Below are 26,664 nucleotides of genomic sequence, written 5' to 3' on the forward strand. Positions count from 1 at the left end.
ACGCCGATACATTAAGTAATCCTTACCTTTTAATCTGCAGATTGGCTAAAGCAAATACAATAGCTTCACTGTCATGATAAGGGGGCTGGCGGAGTTTGTCAAGGAATTTTTGCATTTAATTCGTTTCTGCGAGCTACCTGGATAAGAAGTTTTCCTACTGAAATTTTGAAAAATGTAATCTACTTCTATATTCAAATATATCAAGCAGTAATTCAAAATTAGCCATTGCACCTTTTGCGTTATTATACGCGAGTTTGAGCAGCTCTTTGTCCTGATATAAATCAGCAAATTTAAATTCCATACATCCTGATTGTTTTGTGCCTAAAATATCTCCACTGCCTCTTAGCATCATATCCCTTTCAGCAATGTAAAATCCGTCCTGTGACTCACACATGATCTTTAACTTTGAAGATGAGCTTTTACTTAAATTATCGTATAATAATACACAAAAAGATGGCTTGTTTCCTCGCCCTACTCTGCCTCTTAACTGATGTAATTGCGATAACCCAAATTGCTCTGCATTTTCTATAATCATAATGGTTGCATCTGGCACATCTATACCAACTTCTATCACAGTGGTTGCAACAAGCAAAGAAAATTCATTTCTTTTGAAGGAAAACATAACTTGATCTTTCTGCTCCTGAGTCAATTTTCCGTGTATTATCCCGACTCTATCAAAAAATGTTTTTTGTAATTCCTGAAAACGCATCTCTGCTGCAGCAATATTGGTCTCTTCGTTTTCTTCTATATATGGACAAATCCAATATGCTTTTTCGCCCCTGTTTATAGCACCTTTTAGCTTTTCAATAACATCTGGCACCCTACTAATGTTCATAGTTACAGTTTTTATTGGCAATCTGGATTTTGGTTTTTCTCTCAAAATTGAACATTCAACGTCACCATACATAGCTTGCTGCAAGGTTCTTGGAATGGGAGTTGCAGTAACGAAAAGTATATCGGCATTTTCTCCTTTTCCTACCAAGCGATTTCTCTGCATCACTCCAAATCGCTGTTGCTCGTCTATGACTGCAAGCCCTAAATTTTTAAATGTAACGTTAGCTTGAAATAACGCGTGGGTGCCAATCACTATATTTAAAACACCACTTGCAAGTTCGTTCATGATAATCTTTCTTTCCTTGCGCGAAGTTTTACCAGTAAGCAGCGCAACTTTTATATCGGTACAGGATAAAACTTCCTCAATCCAATTATAATGTTGCTCCGCCAAGATAGTAGTCGGTGCCATTAGAGCTACCTGCATGTTGTTTTCTACCACATTTAGCATCGCAAAAAGTGCAACTACGGTTTTGCCACTACCAACATCACCTTGCAGCAAGCTCATCATGCGATACTTGGATTTTTGCCTCTCTGAAATTTCATCTATTGCACGAATTTGATCGTTTGTTAATTGAAACGATAATTCATTTAAAACTTGCTCTTTATATTTATTCAATACTATAAATTCTCTTCCCCTTTTTTTTACATGATTTTCTCTTGCAAGTTTCAGTGCTAGCTGATACGCAAACAATTCATCATAAGCAAGCCTTTTTCTACAAACCTCGGCTTCCGCCAATGAGCTTGGTCTGTGCAACTTTATGATGCTTTCCCTCCAACTTAGCCATTTTTTTTGCTTGATTAATGTATCATCTATCCACTCTGGCAAATCAGGCAATTCTTTCAGGTTAGAGCTTATTATGTTCCCAATGCTCTTATTTGTAATGCCACGGCATAATTGGTAGACTGGCTCTATGCGAGCTATTTCTTTAAATTGGTTGATGTCAAGCGACACGTAATCTGGATGAGTAATCTGCCAATGCTCAGCAAATTTTTCGAGTTTGCCACTGATGATTACATAGGCTCCAACTGGAAATAGTTTATATAAATACTTAACTGAGTGATTAAAAAAGACTATGAATATATACTGACTCTCACTTTCAACGACTATTTTATATGGTCTACCTCTAAAAGTGGGCGACTGATGCTCATAAACTTTTGCCATGAAAGTTGTAAATTCTCCAACTTGAGTATCAAGTAGTGACTTACTTCTATCTATATAACCAAGCGGCCTATAAAACAGCAGGTCCACCACTTTGTTCCCACCACAGAGTTTAGGTAATATTGCGGAATGGAACTTAAGCATATTTTCCAGCTTGCCATTTAGAAAAGCCAGCACATCTAATTGCTCATTGAGATTCATACATGTGTAAAACTGTTTATCAATAATAGAGTCTTCTTAAGATCCTGTCACCTTATAGTCAAACTATTTGCTATCATAGAACTTGCGTTTATATAAAATATTTTTATTGACTTATTAATCATTTTTATGTACTATTATACTATTAGTAATTCATATACAGGGTATTAACAATGAATAGCTTTATACCACAAGAAAAGGAAAATCCAATAGTTACACTAAAAGCTCAAGCAGAAAAGTTTGGTTTTAGTAAGTTAAGAGCTGGTAAAGACAATGCTGAAGCAAACTCTGGTGAACAGATGTATAAAGACATCAATAGAATGGATTTTGTTATTAATGGTAAAAGTATAGACCAAAACTTTATTAATCAATTATATGCAAAACACGCTAGCTTGATTGAAAACAACAAAAATGGAGAAAAGAATTATCGCCCATTTGCAAAAGAAGTTTTTAAGGAAATGTTCAAATATGCTGAAGCAAAAGTTCCAAGTGATTCTATCCTAGAAGAACTAGTTACCAATTGTAATCAGGCAGGGCATGAAGCTGGTGTATTGATAGAATCTCAACTTGCACTTGGCCAACATTCATTTCTAGTATTCTCCCCTAAAAGAGTAATGAATATTGATTATATTGACCAAAATAATGTAAGTATTAGATCGGATATGAAATTACCGATATTTTTCCAAAGGAGCGATGGTAAAGCCGGTGACAAGGTGTGTGATCTATCCAGTTCAATTGAATTCACAATTGAATCTCAAAATGATAAAGATGATGTAACATATAAAGATGGTAAATTGTCACTTACTGCTCCTCGAGAACTGAAAAATTACAAAATTGATGGCAAAAATTTATTTGATATTATTAAAGAGTATTTCCAAAAATTCTGCGAGAAGTTAGGATTTAAGTTTGAAGCAGAGATAGAACATAGTTTAGGTAATCCACTAGAAGTAAACAGCCATCTGGAAAATATGGAACCGCCCATTCATAGCAATGAGCATGGAAATACACCTGGAAACTAACAATTAAAATATTTCAAGCGCTGTTAGCTCATTTGCACAATCAATTACTTCAGAACTTGGGAACTGGTTTTTAAACCAAGTGTACTGGCGTTTTGCGTAGTGTCTTGTGTTTGTTTGAGCAATCTGTATCGCTTCGTCTAAAGTAATCTCACCTTTCAAATACTTTACAATTTCTGGCACTCCATGTGCTTTCATAGCTGGCAAATGTGGAGCTAAGTTCATACTAAGTAGCTTTTTTACTTCATCAATTGCTCCATTTTCGATCATTTTGATAAAACGAGAATTTATTTTTTGGTATACATCCTCACGTTTAGGCAAAATTGTATATATCTTAAAATTATCGAATAAAGGAGGCTGTCTATTTTCTTGCCATACAAAGATTGTCTTACCAGTTTCAGTGATAACTTCAAGTGCCCTTGAAAGGCGGTGCGAGTCATTCATGAATACTTTACCTTGAATCCTTGGATCTTTGCTTAGCACTAATTTGTAAAACTCCTCTTTACTTAAATTTTTCCTTAATTCGCTTACATTTTTCCTTACTTTCTGACTTATTTGTGGCATTGATGATAAGCCTTTGATTAAACTGCTGATGTAAAGCCCGCTTCCTCCAGTGATGATAGGTATTTGAGCATTTTCTAATGCGTGATTAACTTCTTTTTCTAAATCCTCTAACCATAGACCCACGGAATAATTTTCTTTTGCTGAAACATAACCATATAATTTATAAAATTCTTCTTGCTTTAGTGGTTGAGCAGTAATTATGGGAATTTCTTCATATACCTGCTTTGAATCACAATTTATTATGCTGATATTATTATATTTTTTTATCAGGTTATCACACAATTCTGATTTACCTGAAGCTGTAATTCCTGTAATAATTACTATATTATTTTTCATTTATATTAATTTAATTAACATATGATAGAGTGTAGTAAAAATTTGGGTCCTACAATCTAAAGTTTGGAGATTTTTATGGCAGAAAACAACGACAATAATTCATTTATTAAGCGTTTCACAAACAGGACTCCTGGCGGTACAGGGGAAGGTTTTTCCAGTAAGTATTCGTCTCAAAACACCAAAGAACGGGCATTAGGGGAAAAAGGGGAAATTTCTGAATTAGCAAACAAAAAAACCGAATCCAAGAAAGCTTTTTCTGAAAGTGGCGGCATAAAAAGTAAAAGCAGAACTGTCAATGAAAGATCTTTTGCTGATGCAACAAAAAGAAGTAGGTCAGATCTTATATATTTAGTCCGTGGTAAAGATCGTGGAAAATCAGCGTGGCATTATGTATTAGTTGATAAAGAGAAAAGAGAAATGTTTCTAGCAAAAAGCAGAACTGGCTCTATAGATGTTGCAGACTATGGAGAGATTTTGTATTCAGGATGGGGAGAGGATCCACCACAGGCAATAGTTGATAAAGTCAATGAAGAGTTTGGGTTGTAGCAAGTCTGCATAACAAATGGTAAGCTGCGTTGCATTGCGTTCACAAAAACTAGCAGTTACTATATAAGATACAATGCAACAAAACTGATCTAGTTGTTATGAATAAGTTTTTAGCTATATGGTATCTAAAATAATAAATGCAATACAGAACAACTTGTTAGTGTGTTTTCCAACAGAAACAGTGTATGCTCTTGCTTGTAATGCATTAAATAATGAATCTATAGGAAAAATATATCAGATAAAGAAACGCTCTCAAAATAAACCACTGTCTATATTTGTTAGTGATATTTGCAGCTTGATGAGAATAGCAAAGCTAGAGAAAAAGTATATTGGTTTAGTAAATCACTTTTCTCCTGGACCGATTACCTATATTTTACCACTTAAAAACAATAATATATTGCCAAACGAATTCTTTAAAGATAGTATAGGCATCAGAATCCCTGAGCATCCTATTGCAATTTCAATACTAAACAAACTGAAAGTTCCAATAGTTGCAACTAGTATAAATATTTCAGGAGAAAAAAGTGTATGTAAGGCAGACGATATACCACAATCCATTAAGCAACATTTATCTGCAGTGATTGAAGATGATGAATTAGTTTCTGGTATAGAATCTACTATTATTGACTTAACCGAAGATAAGATTAAGGTTTTAAGGGAAGGTGCAATTTTATTACAAACAGTAACCAATGCATTTTCAAACTAAGATCTATAGGAGAAAGAATGAAAAAAGTAATAGGTCACAACCAGGCCAAAAAAAAATTAATGAACAACTTATCTGTTCAGTCTTGGCTGATCTGTGGTAAAAAAGGTATAGGAAAAGCAACACTTGCAAAATCCTTCTCCAATTGGTTACTCATAAAAAGCTATAATGAAGTAGCATTGGACTTACACATTGTTGAAGGTGATACTATCGGAATAGAAAAAGTCAGAGAAATGAAAAACTTTCTACACTTAAGTCCCATTCAATCAGAACACAAAATATCTATAATAGATAGCTTAGAGGCAATGACTAATAATGCTAAAAACGCAATATTGAAAATATTAGAAGAGCCGCCAAAAAATTCTAAGATATTTATAATTAGCCATAAGCCATATGATATACAAACTACTATCCAGTGTAGGTGCTTTCAGCTAAATTTACTTCCATTAACTTATGACGAAACAAAGCAAGTTGCTTCATCTCAATGTAAATTTGATGATCAAACGTTTGACGAAATGATTACTTTATTTCCTGGAATGCCAGGAATGATAATAAATGCAATAAGTAGTGATGCTTATGAAGCATACAAATGCTTTTATAAATTTCTTCATGATTTAAAGAATCCCAATATGATTAATAAAGTAATTAATAGCGAAATCGAGCTAGAACTAGCATCATATATAGTTCAGGCCTTCATTTTAGAAAGCATAAAGAGAGATGTAAATGGTGTTGAAATTTTACTAGGTCAGTGGAAAAAAATAGATGAACTTTTCGTTGTTGCTAAGCAACTTCACTTAGATAAAAAGCATGTTTTAGCTAATGTAGTTAATATCATGACATAAGTTTACAAAGTATAATACTTTTAACATAAATTCATGATAAAATTCTGTTAATTTAATACTCGAAGTATATAATTTGACTGATAATAAATTAACTGTATGGCAATCAATAGAAGTTTTGACGAAAGCCATACTAAACATGCAGAAAGAATTAAGTTCAATCAAGAATATAGCTTTAGACCAGGACGTCACCTTAGAAAAAGGAAAGGAGTTGTTAAGCGGCATTTATGAAGCAAATTTTAAGCTAAACAAGGCAATCAATATAGCTACTTTGCCAAAAATTGGCTATCATATGCTAAATGGTGAGCTTGTTGTACGTAATCATATCACGGAAGAGGAAGTAAAGATTCCTAGAGATTTTCATTACCTTGTGCGTCCAGAGAAGGTAAGTATTGTTCAGTAGGAGATAGACCTACCAGGATAAAAGTCGGAATCCTGTAGCTTGGGTAGCAGCATGGAGGGAAACCAAAATGTTGAAGCCTACCGACAACATTATCGTAGGATAATGGCGAATTACCAGGCCGTAGCGAAAGCGAATACACAGATTGCCTCGAAAGGAATATTCTGAAGGTCGAGCCATCTTGGTACTGGTGAAGACAGAATAGACCAGACGAAAAACGAATGAAACGATAGGTCTACTTCAGCGGGGTGTTAGTAACGGCATGGCAATGAGGACATACAAAGCAACTGGAGAAGCCCTCCTCATCCCAAGGAGAAATACCTTGGAGAGGTGTAACCGTTCACGGATTGTGAGAATGAATTAAAGAACTAAGCAGTGACAGCTACTAGATTCTGTAGCTTTTGAAAGGGGTTCTGGCCATTTAGACGTGATGTCAAAAATATCGACAACATTCTTTCCACGAATCTTTCTCCACGTTCTGACCAGGTGAAAAAGCTGTTTTTACGATAAATTACGTACCGTCTAATTTGCCGTTCTGCAAGGTTATTAGTTGTTTCTATCACTTCAGGTTTTCTTAAAAACTTCGTAACCGTTCACGGATTGTGAGAATGAATTAAAGAACTAAGCAGTGACAGCTACTAGATTCTGTAGCTTTTGAAAGGGGTTCTGGCCATTTAGACGTGATGTCAAAAATATCGACAACATTCTTTCCACGAATCTTTCTCCACGTTCTGACCAGGTGAAAAAGCTGTTTTTACGATAAATTACGTACCGTCTAATTTGCCGTTCTGCAAGGTTATTAGTTGTTTCTATCACTTCAGGTTTTCTTAAAAACTTCCACATCATATCCTCAGATCGTAACATCTTAGCGGCCATTCTTGAAGCTTGAGTGCTATTTGCAACCCTCGTCATTTTACGTAAAAAATGTTTTACCCTTTTCCGAATTTTTCGCACCAGTCGATAAAATCTCAAATTATCTATCAAATTTTGTTTTTTTGCCTTATCTACTACAAACACCTTATTGCTGAGCGATTTTAGTGCTTGGCCAATTTTGCTCACTTCAACATTTTTACTATGGGCAAATCTCTCAAAATCTCTTGCCAGATGTGCCCAACATATCTGTCTATTTTCACGATTGAAGTAATTGTATACAGCGTATCTATCGCTCACAAATATACCATCATATTCTGGCAGTAAACTCTTCAACACCTTCTTACCACGAGACTCGCTTACCTTCAGAAGTGTCAACGCTTTGTTTGTTATTACCCAACTCCAGCCTCTCTTTCCTTGATTTCTGTGCCCTGTTTCGTCTATATGCAAATACTCGCTTCCTTGCAACTCTTCCTTCATTTTCTCATATTCAGATGCACACTTCTTCGATACCCTGCGTTCAGTATTTGAGACTAAACCAAGGCTTATATTTAGATTAAAAATACTGCCCAAAATTTGCTGTACCTCTCTTTTTGAGTTAATAAAAAAGCCGCTAAGGCTGCTTATAACTGTTTTAGCATTGGGTCCTAGAAAATCTCTTGCAACACCTTCGGGTAAATTTGCTGTAATTCTTTTATTACATACTCTACAATGTCCTCTTTGCAACCTGTACTCAGTTACAATTGGCTTAATTTCTGGCAACTCTGCCTTCTGATGAATAATTTCATCTTCTAAAGTAATCTTACCTCCACACATACAAATTGTATCAATTGTGCATCTCACTACCTCGTCTGCAGCCATTAATTCACGCTTATGCACCTTATGTCCTGGCTGACCTCCTGGTTTTTTATCACTTTTCTTTTTTGCTTTCTTACGATATATATCTCGTGATGGTGGCAGCGATGAATTTTGCGAATTTAAGCCCAATTTGTCTTCTAATTCAACTATTTTTGCTTTCAAGCTATCATTTTCTCTGATCAGTGCTTTTATTTCTTCCTTGAGATTAGCGTTTTCTGCTACAACCTTTTCTTGCAGCACTGTTGTCATTTACCCATTCCATATTTAGCTTCCTATCTCTTTACACTTTTATACTTACTTTGTAAACCACCTTATCTCCGTGAACGGTTACAAAACTTCCACATCATATCCTCAGATCGTAACATCTTAGCGGCCATTCTTGAAGCTTGAGTGCTATTTGCAACCCTCATCATTTTACGTAAAAAATGTTTTACCCTTTTCCGAATTTTTCGCACCAGTCGATAAAATCTCAAATTATCTATCAAATTTTGTTTTTTTGCCTTATCTACTACAAACACCTTATTGCTGAGCGATTTTAGTGCTTGGCCAATTTTGCTCACTTCAACATTTTTACTATGGGCAAATCTCTCAAAATCTCTTGCCAGATGTGCCCAACATATCTGTCTATTTTCACGATTGAAGTAATTGTATACAGCGTATCTATCGCTCACAAATATACCATCATATTCTGGCAGTAAACTCTTCAACACCTTCTTACCACGAGACTCGCTTACCTTCAGAAGTGTCAACGCTTTGTTTGTTATTACCCAACTCCAGCCTCTCTTTCCTTGATTTCTGTGCCCTGTTTCGTCTATATGCAAATACTCGCTTCCTTGCAACTCTTCCTTCATTTTCTCATATTCAGATGCACACTTCTTCGATACCCTGCGTTCAGTATTTGAGACTAAACCAAGGCTTATATTTAGATTAAAAATACTGCCCAAAATTTGCTGTACCTCTCTTTTTGAGTTAATAAAAAAGCCGCTAAGGCTGCTTATAACTGTTTTAGCATTGGGTCCTAGAAAATCTCTTGCAACACCTTCGGGTAAATTTGCTGTAATTCTTTTATTACATACTCTACAATGTCCTCTTTGCAACCTGTACTCAGTTACAATTGGCTTAATTTCTGGCAACTCTGCCTTCTGATGAATAATTTCATCTTCTAAAGTAATCTTACCTCCACACATACAAATTGTATCAATTGTGCATCTCACTACCTCGTCTGCAGCCATTAATTCACGCTTATGCACCTTATGTCCTGGCTGACCTCCTGGTTTTTTATCACTTTTCTTTTTTGCTTTCTTACGATATATATCTCGTGATGGTGGCAGCGATGAATTTTGCGAATTTAAGCCCAATTTGTCTTCTAATTCAACTATTTTTGCTTTCAAGCTATCATTTTCTCTGATCAGTGCTTTTATTTCTTCCTTGAGATTAGCGTTTTCTGCTACAACCTTTTCTTGCAGCACTGTTGTCATTTACCCATTCCATATTTAGCTTCCTATCTCTTTACACTTTTATACTTACTTTGTAAACCACCTTATCTCCGTGAACGGTTACGAAGTTACATGTCCTAGCTCACCACCATCGAAAAGACCTCTTTCTACTTTCCCACCTTTTAACAATAAATCCCTAATGGTGTTTCTTATGATGTCTAAATTACCATCTTCCAGTGCTTCATTCGTGTTGTCATCATCTTGATCTTCATTGTTACAGGAAACATCCTGACCTCTCAATGCATGCGCTTTACTGCTAGGGCATAGGCCTTCATTATTGATAACATCTATTATTTCTTCAAATATCAAATTTGTTACAGTTCTATAACGATCACCATAACATGAATTTAGTCTTATCCCTTTCCCTAAATATTTATTTGTTATGTCTCGAACAAGCCTTAAAGCACTTCCTTTGTTATTTTCTTCTTCCACCTTTTTCATCTCCTTACAAAATTCATCAATCAGCTTCTCTTCATTTTCAGTTAATGGTATTTCTAGATCCATTAAAAGTGAGCACCTTCCGGAAAATAAGAATAATCTGAACTACAGCTCGAATTTGAGTCCCAATCACTTGGTTCAGTACAAGGCGTCTGATTACCATCAGCAGAACTATCATATGAATCATAATCACTAAAGTTCTGTAGTCGATTATCACTTTCGTGTTCATCTGTTTTGTTTGACAAATCACTGCGAGAGAACTCCATCGGATCTTTTATATTACTTCCAAACTTTGTTGATTATCACTTTCGCCTAACCTAATATCAGTTAGTGTTGGATCATATAATTCTTGGGTATTTTTTGCTTCTGTTTTCCTCGTCTTACGTAATGGATAAGGCTGATAAAATTGAGTTCGTTTCCTTTTTACCTTATTCATGTTGCATACCCGTTATTCAATAATTCTTTAACAAATACCATAATACATAGGCAAGTCAGTAAAAAAATTTGACTTACATTACTCTACCACAATTTTGAGATAGAGTAATGAATTATTTTCGTTTGGCATTTAAACGTTTTGTATCTGCTGTAATGATTTCACTTCCAATTTGCTATTCTTTACATATTGAATTGCAAGCACTAACGCTTTACTCCCAGAAGCTGTGGTGCTATAAGCTATATTTTGCAAAATAGCAGTTCTCCTGATATCTTTGCTATCTGAGACTGATTTCACACCTTTTGAAGTATTGATTACTAGATTTATTTTTCCATCTTTGAGCATATCAACTATGTGGGGTCTGCCTTCTCTCACTTTATTTACAGCTTTTGCAGCAATGCCGTTATTATTCAGATATAAAGCTGTGCCTTTGGTTGCATATATTTCAAAACTCAGTTCTTTCAACATTCGTGCAACAGGCAATATATACTCTTTATCATCATCTTTTACTGAAACCAGAGCTGTTCCTTCTATTGGTAACTTGTATCCTGCAGCCATGTGCGTTTTTGCAAGTGCAGCTTCAAACGATGAGTCAATTCCCATTACTTCTCCTGTTGATTTCATTTCAGGACCAAGTAGAGTGTCAATTCCCGAAAAGCGCGTGAATGGAAAAACAGCAGCTTTAACTGCAAAATGATTGAAAGGCTTGTTTTCCTGATTCAATTTTTTACCCAAAATAACCTGAGTGGCAAGCTTTACAATAGGAATATTGATTACCTTGGAAATAAAAGGAACGGTTCGACTAGCTCGTAAATTTACTTCAAGTATGTATACATAACTCTCTTGAACAGCAAACTGAATGTTTATCAGACCTTTCACTTCTAGTGCAAGAGCTATTCTTTCAGTTTGGAGCTCGATCTCTTTTATTACTTCGTCACTCAATGTATTTGTCGGTATTGAGCATGTTGAATCGCCAGAGTGGATACCAGCTTCTTCAATATGCTCCATGACCGCTGCAATGAAAACTTTTTTCCCATCACACACAGCATCAACGTCAACCTCAACTGCATTGACTAAAAATTTATCAAGAAGCAGCGATCCGTGTTCAAAAATTTTGGTTTGATTCAAGACATACTCTTTAAAGCTCTGAGTATCGTGTCTAATCGACATAGACTGACCGCCGAGGACATATGATGGCCTGACTACTAGTGGAAACCCCACCTTTTCTGCGTTGGTTAACGCTTCTTTTACTGAATGGCAGATAGAACTTTCAGGTTGTTTTAAATTAAGTTGCAAAGCAAGGTTTTTAAACCTCATGCGATCTTCTGCAAGGTCAATAGAATCAAACGAAGTTCCCAGAATTTTGAAACCTCTCTCGTTAAGCACTTTGGCTAACTTTAAAGGTGTTTGACCACCTATTTGAACTATTACACCAACCAGTGTGCCATTTTCTTGCTCTTTACTTAGTATTTCAAGCACATCCTCTGCAATCAGTGGGGCGAAATATAAACGATCAGCGGTATCATAATCAGTTGAAACGGTTTCTGGATTACAGTTGATCATTATTGTTTCATACCCCATTTCTTTGGCGGCAGAAGCTGCATGTACGCATGCATAATCAAACTCAATACCTTGACCAATGCGATTTGGACCACTTCCTAAAATGACAACCTTTTCTCGGTCAGAAACATCTGCTTCGCACTCCATTCCCTCTGTCATCCGAGTAGCTGACACTGGGATCCATTCTTCCTTATCTCTGGATTCCAGCGTCACGCGCTGGAATGACATCATTGTGTTACCCTCATAACAGCCATACATATAAGCAGTGCTCGATTCAAATTCAGCTGCACAGGTGTCTACACGCTTATAAACTTGTTTAATGCCAAATTTTTTTCTTATTTCTTCAGTTTGCTCTACTTTCTTATTGCTTAATTTTGCCAATCTTGCATCTGAAAACCCCATTTTTTTCAGCTCTAACATTTCATATGCAGTCTCAGGAAGGCCGGTTTCCTTGATTTTTTGTTCAGCTAATATAATTTGCTGTATATTCTGCAAAAACCATAAGTCATATCCTGTAATCGAATTTATTTCTTCTATGCTTATTCCATGACGCATTGCGTCAGCAGCAATCAGTAATCTGTTTGGCAGCAATTTTGCTAATTGAGATCTGATGTGATCAATATCAGTATTTTCAGGAAATACTTCATTAAGTCCCGTAAGCCCAGTTTCAAGCGAGCGAAAAGCTTTCTGCAGCGACTCATTAAAAGTGCGGCCGATCGACATCACTTCCCCCACTGATTTCATGGAAGTTGATAGTTCACAATTCGTCCCCTTAAACTTCTCAAATTCAAAACGAGGAATTTTAGTGACGATGTAATCAATCACTGGTTCAAATGCAGCAGGTATAACTGGAGCGCAATCATTACGTATCTCATCGAGTGAATAGCCGATAGCAAGTTTAGTTACAACTTTTGCAATAGGATAACCTGTTGCTTTTGAAGCAAGTGCAGAAGAGCGAGAAACCCTTGGATTCATTTCAATCACAACGAGGCTTCCATCTTCTTTAGGATTCACTGCAAACTGAACATTTGCACCACCGGCACTAACATCAATTTCTCTTAGCACTGCTATAGATGCATTTCTCATCTGTTGGTATTCTACGTCACGCAGAGTCAAAGCAGGAGCAACCGTGATACTATCTCCGGTGTGCACTCCCATTGGATCAATATTTTCTATCGAACAGACTATTATGCAGTTATCTTTACAATCACGGATAACTTCCATTTCATATTCTTTCCAGCCGATAATTGATTCATCTATCTGAACTTCATTTATTGGCGAAATTTTGAGAGCACTTTCTGCAATATTGAAAAACTCCTCTTTATTGTATGCTATGCCGCTACCTGCACCACCAAGGGTGAATGACGAGCGGATGATTGCTGGTAATCCAATGTAATCCAAAGCCTTTCTTATTTGTTCTTGATTTTTTATAATGATACTTTTGGGGTATTTTAGCCCTATTTTATCCATGGACTGACGGAATAACTCTCTATCCTCTGCTTTTTTTATTGCTTCTCTATTTACCCCTATTAATTCTACATTGTATTTGTCTAACACTCCATCATCTGCAAGTTTTATTGCGCAATTGAGTGCTGTTTGCCCGCCCATTGTTGGCAATATTGCATCTGGCATCTCCTTAATTATAATTTTCTCTATGATTTCAGGCAGTACCGGCTCAATATAAGTTGCATCAGAAAACTCAGGATCTGTCATTATAGTTGCGGGGTTGGAGTTAACCAAAATGACTTTATAACCTTCACTTTTTAATACTTTACAGCTTTGCGTTCCGGAATAATCAAACTCGCATGCCTGACCTATAACTATTGGGCCTGCTCCTATTACTAATATAGATTCTATATCTGTACGTTTTGGCATAATTACAATAACGATTTCTGTTCAAATAATGTTACCAATCTTTCCTGTATATGTGAATTTTTATTAAACCTATTAGCTAACTGTTTTTAGGCTTGACGCATAACTGTACGAACATTGTGATTTGAGTCTACTAGGAGGGTGTCATCCAAGTAGCCTTCTTCTCCTTTCATCCCAGTGCCCCGACACTGGGATCCAGAAAAGTTTGCTTGTAAGCAAGCAAACTAGCATAGAAAGTGGTTACAACATTTTCGATGAGATTATATGGAAAACTGGATCCCAGTGTCTGGGCACTGGGATGACAGCAGTCCTACGTCATACCGCGATTCATTCGCGGTATCTCTTAACATAGATCCCGCTAACAAGCAGCGGGATGACGGTTGTCAGGGTGTCATCCGAGTAGCCTCTTTCTTGTTATCCGAGTAGCCCCTTCTCCTGTCATCCCAGTGCTCTTTTTTTGTCATCCGAGTAGTCCCTTTTTTGTCATCCCAGTGCCCCGACACTGGGATCCAGGAATTTTATTAAGTTGGTAAGCATAAAAATAGATGTTTTACGTTAAAATACAACGTTTTCGATGAGGTTATATGGAAAACTGGATCCCAGTGTCAAGCACTGGGATGACACCATTTGCTGTGCAATTTACCTTCAAAAATGAATGTTCGTACAGCTATGTGTCAGCTACTTGCATGACACCCTGCTGGTGGGACAATGTTTGTATAGTTGTGCGTCACGCGCTGGAATGACGAATTACTTAACCGTCATACCGTCACGGTATCTCCTAGCATAGATCCCGCTAACACGTAGCGGGATGACGAATTTGTATCGGAAAACAAGTAGCATGACGGTTTGTCAAATGTCTCTCAGTCTTTCAAAAAAATCCTTTAACAAAAAAGAGCATTCTGTTTCTAATATCCCACCATAAACTTCAGGTATATGGCTGCAAAATTGAAATATCTTAGCACCATTTTCAATTCCTCCACCTTTTGGATTATAAGCTCCAAAGTACAATCGTTTAATCCTGGCAAAGGAAATAGCTTGAGCACACATCGGACATGGTTCTAATGTTACGTATATGTCAGAATCATAAAGCGTTGAAGTTGAGAGCAACTCACATGCCTGCTTGATCGCTAACATCTCTGCATGTGCAGTTGGATCGTTGGATATGTTGTGTGCAGAAGAAACGACATTGCTTCCACTAACTATTACGGCACCTATGGGAACCTCATCATCTTTCTGAGCAAGTTTGGCTTGCTCTATGGCAAGCTCCATATATTGATACTTGAACACTTTCCTTTGCTAATCTTCTTTTTTTAAATTTTATTAACTGCTGCCTTAATAAACGATATAAAAAGAGGATGAGGAGAAAACGGCTTTGATTGAAACTCTGGATGAAACTGCACACTAATAAACCACGGATGACTCTCTAACTCCACTGCCTCTATACATGTTCCATCTTCTGATATGCCACTGCATAGCAGCCCATTTTTTTCCAAATCATCTTTATAATCTGAATTGATTATGTATCTATGTCTGTGTCTCTCTGAAATAGTAGTGTTACTATATGCATCGATCATTTTAGAGTTTGCATTTATATTACATTTGTATGCCCCAAGTCTCATGGTTCCACCAAGATCGTCATCTTGATCGCCAGCTAACTTAACGATTGGATGTTTACAGTTATGAAATTCTTCAGAGTGTGCATCTTCAAGCTTAACAACATTACGAGCAAACTCAATAATTGCAAGCTGCATACCAAGGCAAATTCCGAAAAATGGGATATTATTTGTACGGGCATAATTTATTGCTAATATTTTACCCTCTACTCCGTCATCACCAAACCCCCCTGGGACAAGAATTGCATGAGAATTCTGTAACTTCTCCCCTATAAGCTTTTCATTTATAGGTTTTTCTTCCTTCTCTCTTGAGTTAACCCAATTTATCTTTACTTTGACTTTATTACTAATCGCACCATGATTTAATGCTTCAACTAGTGATTTATACGCATCAGGGAATTCGGTGTATTTTCCCACTATAGACACAGTAACTTCCTGTGTTGGGTGCCTTATGGAATGCACTATTTGATCCCATTCAATCAAGCTTGGTTTTGGCTCACTTAAATGAAAGTGCTCCAAAATTTGCGTATCAAGCCCACATTGGCTATACAACACCGGTAACTCATATATATAACTCACATCAGGAGCAGGTATCACATTGGACAAAGAAACATTGCAAAGCTTAGCTATTTTCTCTCTCTGATTATCGAAAATTTCTTTCTCACTGCGGCATAATATAATATCTGGTTGTAACCCCGCGGAATTTAACTCTCGAACTGAATGCTGCGTTGGTTTTGTCTTTAATTCTTGCGCTGCGGTAAGATATGGTATTAAAGTTAAGTGAATAAGGATAACTCTTTGTTTTCCTAATGTGTAGTTAACTTGGCGTATAGCCTCCAAAAATGGTTGGCTTTCAATGTCACCTACAGTTCCACCTATTTCACATATTACAAAATCTAACCCTTCCGTACCATTAAAAATAAACGATTTGATTAAATCTGTCACATGAGGAATGACTTGCACAGTTTTGCCCAGATAATCACCACGCCTCTCTTTCTTCAACAACTCATGATATATCTTACCAGTTGTTATATTGTCATCTTTTGTTGCTTTAATTCCAGTAAAACGCTCATAATGCCCAAGATCCAAATCAGTTTCAGCACCATCCTCGGTAACAAACACCTCTCCGTGCTGAGTTGGGTTCATTGTCCCAGGATCAATGTTGAGATACGGGTCAAGTTTTCTGATACGGATCTTAAAACCGTAAGCTTGAAGAAGCGCACCAACGCTTGAAGCAACTAAGCCTTTACCAAGCGATGACACAACTCCACCTGTGACAAAGATAAATTTAGCTTCCTTCATTAATTTTCAAATGGAACAGAAGTAGGTTCACTTTCTTGCTTTTTTTCTAATATAATTTTCTCTGCAATCGATTTTTTATGTACGTCTTTTGAATATAATCCTGACAATAGCAATGTGTTTATAATAAACAATCCAGCAACAATAGCCGTTATTCTGCTGAGCGGGTTTTCAGAAGATTTTACCGAAATCATCGAATTGACTCCCTGTTGTGTATTACTAAAACCACTTAACGAACTACTCCCAGGCGGCTGCAAGAGCACTAAAATTACTAACACAACAACCAATATTACTTGAAATATACTTAATACCGCTACTGACATTATAGATAGAGCTGAAAATAAAAATTTTAGGAGCATAAAGTGCATAAGTCAAGAACATCTGTCACCCAAGTAGCTTGGAATCTAATACCAAATCTCACAAATAAGTAGGCAAATAACTCACAGAACAAATGGTTTTGATCGAACTTTCCGTAATATTACGAATGAATGCACATACAGTATCCTCCAATAAACTAACAGAGTCATATATTCTATTTTTAATGAGATTGTCTTTCAAATATTGCCATAAACGCTCTACTGGATTTAACTCTGGTGAATATGGAGGTAAATAGATTAAGGTAATATTTTGTGGTATTTTTAAACCTTTGGATCTATGCCATCCTGCACAATCCACAACAAGAAATGCCTCCCTTGTTCCTAAATATTGTGACATCTGCTCAAGGAATATATTCATACAATCAGTATTGACGTTTGGTACGAATAAGCTAGAACTCTCTCCATTTCTAGGATTAACTGCACTATAGAGATAAAAGTTTTGCCTACCTAATTTTACCTTAACCTGTGTCCTAATGCCTTTTTTAAACCACCCGTGTCCAATCTTTGAATGTGTGCCAAACCGCGACTCATCGAAGAAAAATAGCTCTTTTTCGGGATACGTGACAATAGTTTCATTAAGATTTTTTTTTAAACTCTTCTTGTTTATTTTTATCCTGTTTATTGTGCACAGGCCTTAGAGTAATATACGAAAAACCTAACTTTTGCATCAGTCTATGTGCTGTAGACTTACTTACCTCAATAGAAAACATTTTCTCAATTATGATTTTTAATTTCTTAGCCGTTAGGTTGGCTCCTTCTTCTGCTATGACATTTTTAATTTCTTCTTGCTGCTTGTAGCTCAACTTCGGCTTTACTCCACGTCCTGGTTGTATTTTAAACGCATGTAACCGTTCACGGATTGTGAGAATGAATTAAAGAACTAAGCAGTGACAGCTACTAGATTCTGTAGCTTTTGAAAGGGGTTCTGGCCATTGAGACGTGATGTCAAAAATATCGACAACATTCTTTCCACGAATCTTTCTCCACGTTCTGACCAGGTGAAAAAGCTGTTTTTACGATAAATTACGTACCGTCTAATTTGCCGTTCTGCAAGGTTATTAGTTGTTTCTATCACTTCAGGTTTTCTTAAAAACTTCCACATCATATCCTCAGATCGTAACATCTTAGCGGCCATTCTTGAAGCTTGAGTGCTATTTGCAACCCTCGTCATTTTACGTAAAAAATGTTTTACCCTTTTCCGAATTTTTCGCACCAGTCGATAAAATCTCAAATTATCTATCAAATTTTGTTTTTTTGCCTTATCTACTACAAACACCTTATTGCTGAGCGATTTTAGTGCTTGGCCAATTTTGCTCACTTCAACATTTTTACTATGGGCAAATCTCTCAAAATCTCTTGCCAGATGTGCCCAACATATCTGTCTATTTTCACGATTGAAGTAATTGTATACAGCGTATCTATCGCTCACAAATATACCATCATATTCTGGCAGTAAACTCTTCAACACCTTCTTACCACGAGACTCGCTTACCTTCAGAAGTGTCAACGCTTTGTTTGTTATTACCCAACTCCAGCCTCTCTTTCCTTGATTTCTGTGCCCTGTTTCGTCTATATGCAAATACTCGCTTCCTTGCAACTCTTCCTTCATTTTCTCATATTCAGATGCACACTTCTTCGATACCCTGCGTTCAGTATTTGAGACTAAACCAAGGCTTATATTTAGATTAAAAATACTGCCCAAAATTTGCTGTACCTCTCTTTTTGAGTTAATAAAAAAGCCGCTAAGGCTGCTTATAACTGTTTTAGCATTGGGTCCTAGAAAATCTCTTGCAACACCTTCGGGTAAATTTGCTGTAATTCTTTTATTACATACTCTACAATGTCCTCTTTGCAACCTGTACTCAGTTACAATTGGCTTAATTTCTGGCAACTCTGCCTTCTGATGAATAATTTCATCTTCTAAAGTAATCTTACCTCCACACATACAAATTGTATCAATTGTGCATCTCACTACCTCGTCTGCAGCCATTAATTCACGCTTATGCACCTTATGTCCTGGCTGACCTCCTGGTTTTTTATCACTTTTCTTTTTTGCTTTCTTACGATATATATCTCGTGATGGTGGCAGCGATGAATTTTGCGAATTTAAGCCCAATTTGTCTTCTAATTCAACTATTTTTGCTTTCAAGCTATCATTTTCTCTGATCAGTGCTTTTATTTCTTCCTTGAGATTAGCGTTTTCTGCTACAACCTTTTCTTGCAGCACTGTTGTCATTTACCCATTCCATATTTAGCTTCCTATCTCTTTACACTTTTATACTTACTTTGTAAACCACCTTATCTCCGTGAACGGTTACACCTATTTTGCCACTTTGCTGAACGGATACAACTAAACAATAGGTCTATCTACTTCATTCTAATGTGATTTCAGTTTTTTTTACATGCAAACTCTCTAATCCCACCTTATAGTTAGGATAAATTAGAGAGACATTAAGATCTTTTTTAATTTTAACATTACTTACTTTTTTTGACCCTAAATAAAAACTCTGTGCATAATCTGGTAAGGAAGAAACCTCAATTGGCTCTGGAGGACTAACATTGAGAAGTTTGGCTGCATACATTATCACTTCAGATTGTGTAGTGGGTAAATCATCAGCACAATTGTACACTTCACCAGGTTTTATGTTTCGCATGGAAGAAAATAGAATGTTCGATATATCTTCAACGTGAATACGAGAAAAAAAATGCCCTTCTTTTTTCACATTTTTTGCTTTGCCAAGCTGCAAGTCAATTAACACGTTCCTACCAGGACCGTATATTCCAGCTAAACGAAAAATATGTACAGGCAGTTTGCTATTCAGCCACTTCTTTTCAGATCTAAGGCGCTTTTCTCCTCTGATTTCTATAGGTTTTGTTTCAGATTCCTCATTCACCCAATTACCAGAGTAATCACCATAAACGCTAGTTGCAGACAAATAACCAAACCATTTAACATTTTGCAGGCAATCACCATATCTCTCCATAACATCATCACCATCTGGAGGAATAGAAATTAAAACGTGCGTTGCGCTTTTAAGCAGATCTTGGCTAACTTTCTCATAATTAAAGAGGATTACATTTTGTATATTTTTACTTCTTGATGTGCCACTGACTTTCCAACCTAAGTTCAGCAGTTTTTTCGATAAAAATTTAGCCACATATCCATAACCAAAGCAAAACAAGTGCATGAAAATTAATTTTTAAAATTCTTCTTGATAAATTCTACTCCTAATTTTATCCCCTCTTCATTAATAATATGCCCTAATGCATGAATTGGGTGCCCTTCAACATTTATTCCATTTTCTTTCAAAGCTTTAACCGCTAAGTCGAGGGACGAAAAAGGTACCACGTCGTCAGCATCACCATGGATAACACATATGTTAGGTTTTGACTTGATCTCTGGTGCAGTTTTTGAAGGTGAAAGAAACCTACCAGAGTATGCAACAACTGATGCACAGGATTGAGAGCGGGTGAGAGCTGTATGTATTGCAAGCATTGCTCCTTGAGAAAATCCAACCAAAGAAAGTTGCGTATCTTTTAAATTAAGCTCCTTTAATTTTGTATCAATGAAATGATTTACAATTGATGTAGCATTTTTTACTCCATTATATAGCGCTTCCTCACTACGATCTTCCAAGCTGAACCACTGATAACCATCACCTATTTCTCTTTCAAACGGAGCATTGGGTGCTACAAAATATGACTCGGGTAAAAATTTGCTCATAACTTTAGCAAGGTGAATGAAATTATCGCCACTTGAGCCCCAACCATGTAAAAAAATAATCAAATTTTTCTTATTTCCGCCTGCACAAATTTCTTGGCCTTTAAGTTCAATCATTTCTTTTCCTTTTGCATTTATATTTTTATTTAACACTAATTTTCAAATTTGTAAAAACATACTGTGATTGCTGTTGAATGATGGAGAGACATACTCCATTATTTTATACCTATAGCTAACTGAAAAAAGGTTACCTCAGAAGGGATAAAAAGGTATAAAATGGCTTTGGAATAAGTGCAATTTGGTATAGGTTAAAACAGCTAAAAATAACCTTTTAAAAAAGTCACATTCTATCAAGAGCGCAATCAAGAAGATAGGCAGCAATTTATCGATAAAGTCTCAAAAATAGACCACTGTAGCATTTTATATATAGATGAGGCAGGAGTTGATAATAGACTATACCGAGAATATGCATGAGCTCCAAGAGGAGAAAAAATATATGCTGATGTTCCAGGAAAAAAGTGGGAAAGAGTGAGTATAATAGGTGGATGGATTGAAAAGAAGTTTATTGCACCAATGACCTTCACAGGAGGGTGTAATAAAGATGTATTTAATGTATGGTTAGAGCGAACCACAATTGCAGCGTAATACAACCATAGTTATGGATAATGCTACATTCCATAAAACTCCCAAAACAAAGTCATTAATAGAGTCTTTTGGCTGTCATTTGCTTTATCTTCCAACATATTCACCTGATCTAAATCCGATAGAGCATTGTTGGCACACCATCAAAAGTCGCCTCAGACCTCTAATGCATCAATGTACAGACTTACACCTTTTAGTTGGTAATACCATTTTAGACGTTTATCATTCGCTTTTGAAAATACTATACTTGTAGAGAAAAAAGAATAGATGATGATCCTAAATATTTAATAAATTTGACTACTGAGGAATTTCAAAAATCTCAATTTTTTATTAATTGTGAGATGTGGTACATTCTATCTTCATATAGCTTTCCTCTTCATACCTCAACTAATGAAATTAGAAGCATCAACTCCCTTCTGCAAGCAAGCAGCAATAACAGTGTTCATCATTAGAAATGCAATTGTCATTGGGCCAACGCCTCCGGGTACTGGGGTAATAGCTTTGGCTTTCCCTTTTATTCCCTCAAAGTCAACATCACCTACAAGCTCTCCTACATTAACACTATTTATGCCAACATCGATCACTATTGCACCTTTCTTTATCCAGTCTGCTTGAACAAAATTTGGCTTTCCGACTGCTGCAACTACTATATCCGCTTTAGAGCAATATTCAGCTAAATCTTTACTCTGTGAGTGCAAGATGGTAGCAGTGCAATTTTCCTGCAGCAATAGGTGAAACATTGGCTTGCCCACGATATTTGACCTACCAATCACCACTGCGTTTTTACCGGAAAGGTTCTCTTCAATTGATTTAATTAAATGCAAAGAACCTTTAGGAGTGCAAGGTATAAGGCAGTTTTTTTCACCTTTAACTAATCTACCAACGTTTTCATCGTGGAAGCCATCTACATCTTTTTCAATACTTACTGCGTTAATTACTCTGCTTGCACTAATATGATTTGGTAAAGGCAACTGTACTAAAATGCCATGCACAGATCGATCTTCATTTAACTCATTGATTTTTTCAATCAATTCATCTTCTGAAATATTATTAGGCAAAACAATGGTCTCAGAACTTATGCCTATTGATTCTGCTTTTTTCTGTTTGTTGCGAACATAAACCTGACTTGCTGGATTGCTGCCCACGAGAATTACTTTCAGGCAAGGAAAAATGTTATACTCTCTCTTTAAAATATCAATTTTTTGTGATAGCCTCTCACATAGGTCGTTTGCTACTTTTTTACCATCAATAATAATTGTCACTTCCTTGCCACTCCTTAAAGTCAGGTAATTTGATATCAAATAAATCCAATACTTTGCCAACAGAATGATTAATAATATCATCCAACGATTTTGGTTTAATATAGAAAGCAGGCACTGGTGGAGCAATTATTGCTCCCATCTCCGTTAATTTTAACATATTTTGTAAATGCCCAAGATGTAGTGGTGACTCTCGCACCATAAGAATTAATTTTCTTCTTTCTTTTAGCGTTACATCTGCAGCCCTTGTCAATAGATTGGAAGTAACACCTGATGCAATTTCAGACATTGTCTTCATAGAGCATGGTGCTACAATCATTCCTGAGGTTTTAAATGAGCCACTTGCTATTTTTTCTCCTATTTTTTCTTCAGAATAGTAAAAATCTGCAAGTGATGTAATATCTTCAAGTTTTTCTTTAATCTCATGAGCTAGAGTTATTTTTCCAGCACGACTTATCACTAAATGAGTTTCATAACCAAATTTGCAGCGCGTGACGCTGGAATCTATATTTCTTTTTCCCTGGATCCCAGTGTCAGCTACTCGGATGACAGGGATAAGAGATCTATTAATATTTCTTAACGCCTCTAAAATACGTACACCGTAAATAGAACCAGATGCTCCACTTATTCCAATTACAATTCTGCTATTCACTTAACTCTTCTTCGTAGCTCATTCCCAATGCACGTTTATAGGTATCAAGCAATATTTCCTGTTCCTCTCTGTCATCATCATCCATCTTCCTCAGCCTAATAATTTGTTTCATCACTTTTATATCCCAACCTTCATCTGCGGCTTTTACATATACATCACGAATGTGATCTTGCACATCCCTCTTTTCTTGTTCAAGTTTTTCGATTCTCTCTATGTAACCCTTCAACTCTTCAGCCGTTATTTTTACTGTATCTTCCATGAAACTCCACTAATTAATTGCTGCTACTAGTATTACCAGTTTTTACTTGCACTTCAACAACAGTAATAATATTTTTATCTTTTTTTAAAATCTTAAAGCGAAAACCATACATGGAAAACTCCTCGCCTTCGTCAGGAATGCGCTCTATTTCATTCACAATCATACCTGCTAGAGTTGTAGCTTCTTCATCAGGGAGATTCCAGTGTAACTGCCTGTTAATGTCCCTAATAGTAGATTTTCCTTCTATGTGATACATATTGTCAGATATTTTCTTTATGAAATTCTCCGTGATCAAATCATGTTCATCCGAAATTTCTCCAACTATTTCTTCCAGTATGTCCTCAAGAGTTACAATTCCCTGCAGTGCTCCATACTCATCAATAACAAATGCAAGGTGTTTCCTGTTCTTACGGAAGTTATGAAGTTGCACGCTGAGCGGTGTACTTTCTGGTATAAACCAAGGCTTTGACATAACTTGGGTAATGTCAACTTCTTCCGCTTTATTATTCTTTTCACGCAAGGCATTTATTAGACCCTTCACGTGAATTACACCGATAATATCATCTGGTTCTTTTTGCCATAAAGGTATCCTACTATGACTGCTAGTTAAAATTTCCCTTATTAACTCTTCTTTACTTCGATTTATATCAAGAGAAAATAAATTTCTTCTATGGGTCATAATTTGTGATATTTCTGTCTCAGCCAAATCAAGTATGCTGCTTAGCATATCTAAATCCTGTTGTAACATAGTTCCTTCACTGCGGTGAAGAGTAATCATATTACGCATTGCATCCGCTGCAGATATTACTTCCTTATCTTTATGCAGCCCACATAATTTCAGGATGAGGTTAACAATAAATTGAATACCTAGCGTCAATGGAGAAAAAATCTTTACAAAAAACAATACAAAATAAGCAGAAAATGATGCAAATTTTTCAGGATTTTGAATAGCATAAGTTTTTGGTAGAACTTCGCAGAATAATAAAATACAAAATGTCATTATAATTGTTGATAGGAGAATGCCCTCATTTCCAAAAAGATTGATAAATATTGCTGTAAATAAAGCAGAGCAAGTAATATTAATAATTGTATTGCCGAGCAATACCGTTCCTATTGTCAATTCTTTCTTATTTAATAAGCAGTCTATTATCCTGGCTCTTTTGTTACCGTCTAGCTTTAGCTTATTAACTCGAGAACGGCTAATTGAGGTTAAGCCTATTTCTGCTCCTGAGAACAAAAACGATAAAATTAACAAAATAAAAATTGCTGATGATACTAAGACCAATAACCAATCCATTAAAGTACGATGTTATTGTGATAAAAAATAAAATTAATTTTACATGTTATGAGAGGTATTTGCAAGCCTGAATTTATATTGCCGAATTTTATATATCTTTAATCTTAAAAAATAAATCATAAAGCATATTACACGCCGCATTCACATGCTCATCCTCAATGATAAGTGGTGGGGTTATCCTTACTACTTTGTTGTTTGAAACCCTAGTTATTATTAAACCTTTATCAAGAGATCGACTAATAACTTTATCAGCTACAGGAGTTGCTAGTTCTATTCCCATTAGTAACCCTTCTCCACGAACTTCTGAAATCATCTGAGGAAATTCTTTAGCTAAAGGCAACAGCTTTTCTTTTAAATATTTACTAATTCTCTTAACATGATCAAAAAAGCCTTCTTTTAGCATTATATCGAGCACTGCATTACCAACAGTCATGGCAAGTGGATTGCCACCATAGGTTGATCCATGAGTTCCTGGAGTGATTGCTTCTGCTATGTAATCTTTTACTAAACATGCAGCTAGAGGAAAACCGTTACCCATAGCTTTTGCACAGGTTAGCATATCAGGTTCAATGCCGACATTTTGATAATAAAATAAAGAACCGATGCGTCCATATCCGCATTGCACTTCATCAAAGCACAAAATTATTCCTTGAGCTTTTGTTATTTTCCTTACTTTTTGAAGATATTCTACGTCTAGTGGATATACTCCGCCTTCGCTTTGTATGGGCTCTAAAAACACAGCAGCTGTTTCATTGCTGATTTTTTTCTCCAAAGCTTTAATGTCATTTCTTGGCACTTTATCAAAACCAGAAAGAAGCGGAGCAAAACCTTCGCGTGATTTTTCACTGCTTCCAGCAGAAATTGCAGCAATACTGCGGCCATGAAACCCTCCTTCAATTGTAACAATACGATTACGTTTTGCTTGCCTTTTTGAATAAAAGTAACGACGAATAAACTTAATTGCAGCTTCTGTTGCTTCAAGCCCACTTGAGCAGAAAAAAACTTTATCTGCAAAAGTAAGGGTTGTTAAACGGTCAGCAAGCCTTTCTTGCTCGGGAATAGTGAAAATGTTAGAGCAGTGCCATAGTGAGCTCAATTGCTCTTTCAGTTTCTCTGTAATGTATGGATGACAATGCCCTAAAGAAGTTGTAGAAATACCTGCAGCAAAATCTAAATACTTTTTACCATCTTTGTCAAAAAGATATGCCCCTTCTCCCCTAACTATAGGAGTGTCAAGTCTATTGTACGCATTAACAACATGATCCATTTTATAAGTATTGTGGTATTATCTGTATTATACCTGAAATGAATCCATTAACACAAAGCTTTTCCTTTAACCTCTTATGCTACCTCAACTAAAAATTTGGCTAATGCAAACCTTTTTTGTCATTCTATAGCTAAAGTGACTTAGTTTTACCAACAC

At 36.2% G+C, this 26,664-nt stretch carries 25 protein-coding genes and 3 pseudogenes; 6 read left to right on the top strand and 22 right to left on the bottom strand.

Annotated features, from left to right (window positions below; translation table 11 throughout):
- Positions 1–154 precede the first annotated feature (154 nt).
- A complete protein-coding gene (gene recG / locus WKH12_RS03785; RefSeq protein ID WP_434732046.1) occupies positions 155–2,194 on the bottom strand; it encodes an ATP-dependent DNA helicase RecG in 2,040 nt (679 codons plus the stop codon).
- A 170-nt stretch (positions 2,195–2,364) separates the two neighbouring features.
- Between recG and WKH12_RS03790 the strand changes: the two genes are divergently transcribed.
- Positions 2,365–3,210, top strand: a complete 846-nt coding sequence (locus WKH12_RS03790; protein ID WP_434732047.1) for a hypothetical protein — start codon at positions 2,365–2,367, stop codon at positions 3,208–3,210.
- Between the two features lie 3 nt (positions 3,211–3,213).
- Here the strand turns inward: WKH12_RS03790 and miaA are convergent, their stop codons facing one another.
- Positions 3,214–4,107, bottom strand: coding sequence for a tRNA (adenosine(37)-N6)-dimethylallyltransferase MiaA (miaA, locus tag WKH12_RS03795; RefSeq protein WP_253309493.1), 894 nt, complete (start codon positions 4,105–4,107; stop codon positions 3,214–3,216).
- A gap of 75 nt (positions 4,108–4,182) precedes the next feature.
- Here miaA and WKH12_RS03800 point away from each other — a divergent pair, with 75 nt between their 5' ends.
- The 4 genes and pseudogenes from WKH12_RS03800 to WKH12_RS03815 form a co-directional block, all read left to right on the top strand.
- The gene (locus WKH12_RS03800) at positions 4,183–4,653 is read left to right on the top strand and encodes a hypothetical protein (protein WP_434732048.1); all 471 of its coding nucleotides are present in this window, start codon (positions 4,183–4,185) and stop codon (positions 4,651–4,653) included.
- Between the two features lie 118 nt (positions 4,654–4,771).
- The gene (locus WKH12_RS03805) at positions 4,772–5,359 is read left to right on the top strand and encodes an L-threonylcarbamoyladenylate synthase (protein WP_253309491.1); all 588 of its coding nucleotides are present in this window, start codon (positions 4,772–4,774) and stop codon (positions 5,357–5,359) included.
- Positions 5,360–5,376: 17 nt separating this feature from the next.
- Positions 5,377–6,198, top strand: a complete 822-nt coding sequence (locus tag WKH12_RS03810) for a DNA polymerase III subunit delta' (RefSeq protein WP_434732049.1) — start codon at positions 5,377–5,379, stop codon at positions 6,196–6,198.
- Between the two features lie 73 nt (positions 6,199–6,271).
- Positions 6,272–6,565 (top strand): annotated as a pseudogene (locus tag WKH12_RS03815) (hypothetical protein); the annotation flags it as partial.
- Here the strand turns inward: WKH12_RS03815 and WKH12_RS03820 are convergent.
- From WKH12_RS03820 to WKH12_RS03890, 15 genes and pseudogenes are all read right to left on the bottom strand, one after another.
- Positions 6,546–6,737, bottom strand: coding sequence for a hypothetical protein (locus tag WKH12_RS03820; RefSeq protein WP_434732050.1), 192 nt, complete (start codon positions 6,735–6,737; stop codon positions 6,546–6,548). The pseudogene WKH12_RS03815 and the gene WKH12_RS03820 overlap by 20 nt on opposite strands.
- A gap of 226 nt (positions 6,738–6,963) precedes the next feature.
- Positions 6,964–7,173: pseudogene (locus WKH12_RS03825) on the bottom strand (IS66 family transposase); the annotation flags it as partial.
- A gap of 43 nt (positions 7,174–7,216) precedes the next feature.
- On the bottom strand, positions 7,217–8,572 hold the full coding sequence (tnpC, locus tag WKH12_RS03830; RefSeq protein WP_434732010.1) for an IS66 family transposase: 1,356 nt from the start codon (positions 8,570–8,572) through the stop codon (positions 7,217–7,219).
- 62 nt (positions 8,573–8,634) lie between these two features.
- Positions 8,635–9,801, bottom strand: coding sequence for an IS66 family transposase (gene tnpC / locus WKH12_RS03835; RefSeq protein ID WP_434732051.1), 1,167 nt, complete (start codon positions 9,799–9,801; stop codon positions 8,635–8,637).
- Between the two features lie 78 nt (positions 9,802–9,879).
- A complete protein-coding gene (locus WKH12_RS03840) occupies positions 9,880–10,260 on the bottom strand; it encodes a hypothetical protein (RefSeq protein WP_434732052.1) in 381 nt (126 codons plus the stop codon).
- Positions 10,261–10,322: 62 nt separating this feature from the next.
- The gene (locus tag WKH12_RS03845; protein ID WP_434732053.1) at positions 10,323–10,502 is read right to left on the bottom strand and encodes a hypothetical protein; all 180 of its coding nucleotides are present in this window, start codon (positions 10,500–10,502) and stop codon (positions 10,323–10,325) included.
- A 29-nt stretch (positions 10,503–10,531) separates the two neighbouring features.
- Positions 10,532–10,693 (bottom strand): hypothetical protein, encoded by a 162-nt coding sequence (locus WKH12_RS03850; RefSeq protein WP_264688451.1) that lies wholly within the window; start codon positions 10,691–10,693, stop codon positions 10,532–10,534.
- 129 nt (positions 10,694–10,822) lie between these two features.
- On the bottom strand, positions 10,823–14,125 hold the full coding sequence (gene carB, locus WKH12_RS03855; protein ID WP_434732054.1) for a carbamoyl-phosphate synthase large subunit: 3,303 nt from the start codon (positions 14,123–14,125) through the stop codon (positions 10,823–10,825).
- Positions 14,126–14,971: 846 nt separating this feature from the next.
- Positions 14,972–15,391: a nucleoside deaminase gene (locus tag WKH12_RS03860; protein ID WP_264732554.1), complete on the bottom strand. Its 420-nt coding sequence runs from the start codon at positions 15,389–15,391 to the stop codon at positions 14,972–14,974.
- A 41-nt stretch (positions 15,392–15,432) separates the two neighbouring features.
- Positions 15,433–17,037 (bottom strand): CTP synthase, encoded by a 1,605-nt coding sequence (locus tag WKH12_RS03865; RefSeq protein WP_434732055.1) that lies wholly within the window; start codon positions 17,035–17,037, stop codon positions 15,433–15,435.
- Complete coding sequence (secG, locus tag WKH12_RS03870) at positions 17,037–17,357, bottom strand: preprotein translocase subunit SecG (RefSeq protein WP_434732649.1); 321 nt, start codon at positions 17,355–17,357, stop codon at positions 17,037–17,039. Before secG ends, WKH12_RS03865 begins: the two co-directional genes overlap by 1 nt.
- Positions 17,358–17,451: 94 nt before the next feature.
- A pseudogene (locus tag WKH12_RS03875) lies at positions 17,452–18,223 on the bottom strand (IS630 family transposase); the annotation flags it as partial.
- A gap of 68 nt (positions 18,224–18,291) precedes the next feature.
- Entirely contained in the window at positions 18,292–19,647 is a 1,356-nt protein-coding gene (gene tnpC / locus WKH12_RS03880; protein ID WP_434732010.1) for an IS66 family transposase, read from the bottom strand.
- Positions 19,648–19,783: 136 nt separating this feature from the next.
- Entirely contained in the window at positions 19,784–20,599 is an 816-nt protein-coding gene (locus WKH12_RS03885) for an SDR family oxidoreductase (RefSeq protein ID WP_434732056.1), read from the bottom strand.
- 5 nt (positions 20,600–20,604) lie between these two features.
- The gene (locus WKH12_RS03890; protein ID WP_309166945.1) at positions 20,605–21,249 is read right to left on the bottom strand and encodes an alpha/beta hydrolase; all 645 of its coding nucleotides are present in this window, start codon (positions 21,247–21,249) and stop codon (positions 20,605–20,607) included.
- Between the two features lie 541 nt (positions 21,250–21,790).
- Here WKH12_RS03890 and WKH12_RS03895 point away from each other — a divergent pair.
- On the top strand, positions 21,791–22,027 hold the full coding sequence (locus WKH12_RS03895; RefSeq protein ID WP_353275893.1) for a transposase: 237 nt from the start codon (positions 21,791–21,793) through the stop codon (positions 22,025–22,027).
- A gap of 130 nt (positions 22,028–22,157) precedes the next feature.
- Here WKH12_RS03895 and folD read toward each other — a convergent pair whose 3' ends face one another.
- From folD to WKH12_RS03920, 5 genes are all read right to left on the bottom strand, one after another.
- Positions 22,158–23,036, bottom strand: coding sequence for a bifunctional methylenetetrahydrofolate dehydrogenase/methenyltetrahydrofolate cyclohydrolase FolD (folD, locus tag WKH12_RS03900; protein ID WP_434732057.1), 879 nt, complete (start codon positions 23,034–23,036; stop codon positions 22,158–22,160).
- Entirely contained in the window at positions 23,020–23,685 is a 666-nt protein-coding gene (locus WKH12_RS03905) for a UbiX family flavin prenyltransferase (RefSeq protein ID WP_253309371.1), read from the bottom strand. The genes folD and WKH12_RS03905 overlap by 17 nt, the downstream gene beginning before the upstream one ends.
- Positions 23,678–23,944 carry a DUF2312 domain-containing protein gene (locus WKH12_RS03910; protein WP_064125346.1) on the bottom strand — a complete coding sequence of 89 codons (267 nt, stop codon included), beginning with the start codon at positions 23,942–23,944 and terminating at the stop codon, positions 23,678–23,680. The genes WKH12_RS03905 and WKH12_RS03910 overlap by 8 nt, the downstream gene beginning before the upstream one ends.
- Positions 23,945–23,957: 13 nt before the next feature.
- Positions 23,958–25,241 (bottom strand): HlyC/CorC family transporter, encoded by a 1,284-nt coding sequence (locus WKH12_RS03915; RefSeq protein ID WP_434732058.1) that lies wholly within the window; start codon positions 25,239–25,241, stop codon positions 23,958–23,960.
- Positions 25,242–25,329: 88 nt separating this feature from the next.
- Positions 25,330–26,508 (bottom strand): aspartate aminotransferase family protein, encoded by a 1,179-nt coding sequence (locus WKH12_RS03920; RefSeq protein WP_434732059.1) that lies wholly within the window; start codon positions 26,506–26,508, stop codon positions 25,330–25,332.
- Positions 26,509–26,664: the final 156 nt, after the last annotated feature.

The sequence above is a fragment of the Wolbachia endosymbiont of Zygogramma bicolorata genome (genome assembly GCF_051130665.1).
Taxonomy (GTDB): Bacteria; Pseudomonadota; Alphaproteobacteria; order Rickettsiales; family Anaplasmataceae; genus Wolbachia.

Coding starts and splice junctions, on each gene's coding strand:
- recG (WP_434732046.1), bottom strand. CDS start 2,194: ATGAATCTCAATGAGCAATTAGATGTGCTGGCTTTTCTAAATGGCAAG.
- WKH12_RS03790 (WP_434732047.1), top strand. CDS start 2,365: ATGAATAGCTTTATACCACAAGAAAAGGAAAATCCAATAGTTACACTA.
- miaA (WP_253309493.1), bottom strand. CDS start 4,107: ATGAAAAATAATATAGTAATTATTACAGGAATTACAGCTTCAGGTAAA.
- WKH12_RS03800 (WP_434732048.1), top strand. CDS start 4,183: ATGGCAGAAAACAACGACAATAATTCATTTATTAAGCGTTTCACAAAC.
- WKH12_RS03805 (WP_253309491.1), top strand. CDS start 4,772: ATGGTATCTAAAATAATAAATGCAATACAGAACAACTTGTTAGTGTGT.
- WKH12_RS03810 (WP_434732049.1), top strand. CDS start 5,377: ATGAAAAAAGTAATAGGTCACAACCAGGCCAAAAAAAAATTAATGAAC.
- tnpC (WP_434732010.1), bottom strand. CDS start 8,572: ATGACAACAGTGCTGCAAGAAAAGGTTGTAGCAGAAAACGCTAATCTC.
- tnpC (WP_434732051.1), bottom strand. CDS start 9,801: ATGACAACAGTGCTGCAAGAAAAGGTTGTAGCAGAAAACGCTAATCTC.
- WKH12_RS03840 (WP_434732052.1), bottom strand. CDS start 10,260: ATGAAAAAGGTGGAAGAAGAAAATAACAAAGGAAGTGCTTTAAGGCTT.
- WKH12_RS03850 (WP_264688451.1), bottom strand. CDS start 10,693: ATGAATAAGGTAAAAAGGAAACGAACTCAATTTTATCAGCCTTATCCA.
- carB (WP_434732054.1), bottom strand. CDS start 14,125: ATGCCAAAACGTACAGATATAGAATCTATATTAGTAATAGGAGCAGGC.
- WKH12_RS03860 (WP_264732554.1), bottom strand. CDS start 15,391: ATGGAGCTTGCCATAGAGCAAGCCAAACTTGCTCAGAAAGATGATGAG.
- WKH12_RS03865 (WP_434732055.1), bottom strand. CDS start 17,037: ATGAAGGAAGCTAAATTTATCTTTGTCACAGGTGGAGTTGTGTCATCG.
- secG (WP_434732649.1), bottom strand. CDS start 17,357: ATGTCAGTAGCGGTATTAAGTATATTTCAAGTAATATTGGTTGTTGTG.
- tnpC (WP_434732010.1), bottom strand. CDS start 19,647: ATGACAACAGTGCTGCAAGAAAAGGTTGTAGCAGAAAACGCTAATCTC.
- WKH12_RS03885 (WP_434732056.1), bottom strand. CDS start 20,599: ATGCACTTGTTTTGCTTTGGTTATGGATATGTGGCTAAATTTTTATCG.
- WKH12_RS03890 (WP_309166945.1), bottom strand. CDS start 21,249: ATGATTGAACTTAAAGGCCAAGAAATTTGTGCAGGCGGAAATAAGAAA.
- WKH12_RS03895 (WP_353275893.1), top strand. CDS start 21,791: ATGGATAATGCTACATTCCATAAAACTCCCAAAACAAAGTCATTAATA.
- WKH12_RS03910 (WP_064125346.1), bottom strand. CDS start 23,944: ATGGAAGATACAGTAAAAATAACGGCTGAAGAGTTGAAGGGTTACATA.
- WKH12_RS03915 (WP_434732058.1), bottom strand. CDS start 25,241: ATGGATTGGTTATTGGTCTTAGTATCATCAGCAATTTTTATTTTGTTA.
- WKH12_RS03920 (WP_434732059.1), bottom strand. CDS start 26,508: ATGGATCATGTTGTTAATGCGTACAATAGACTTGACACTCCTATAGTT.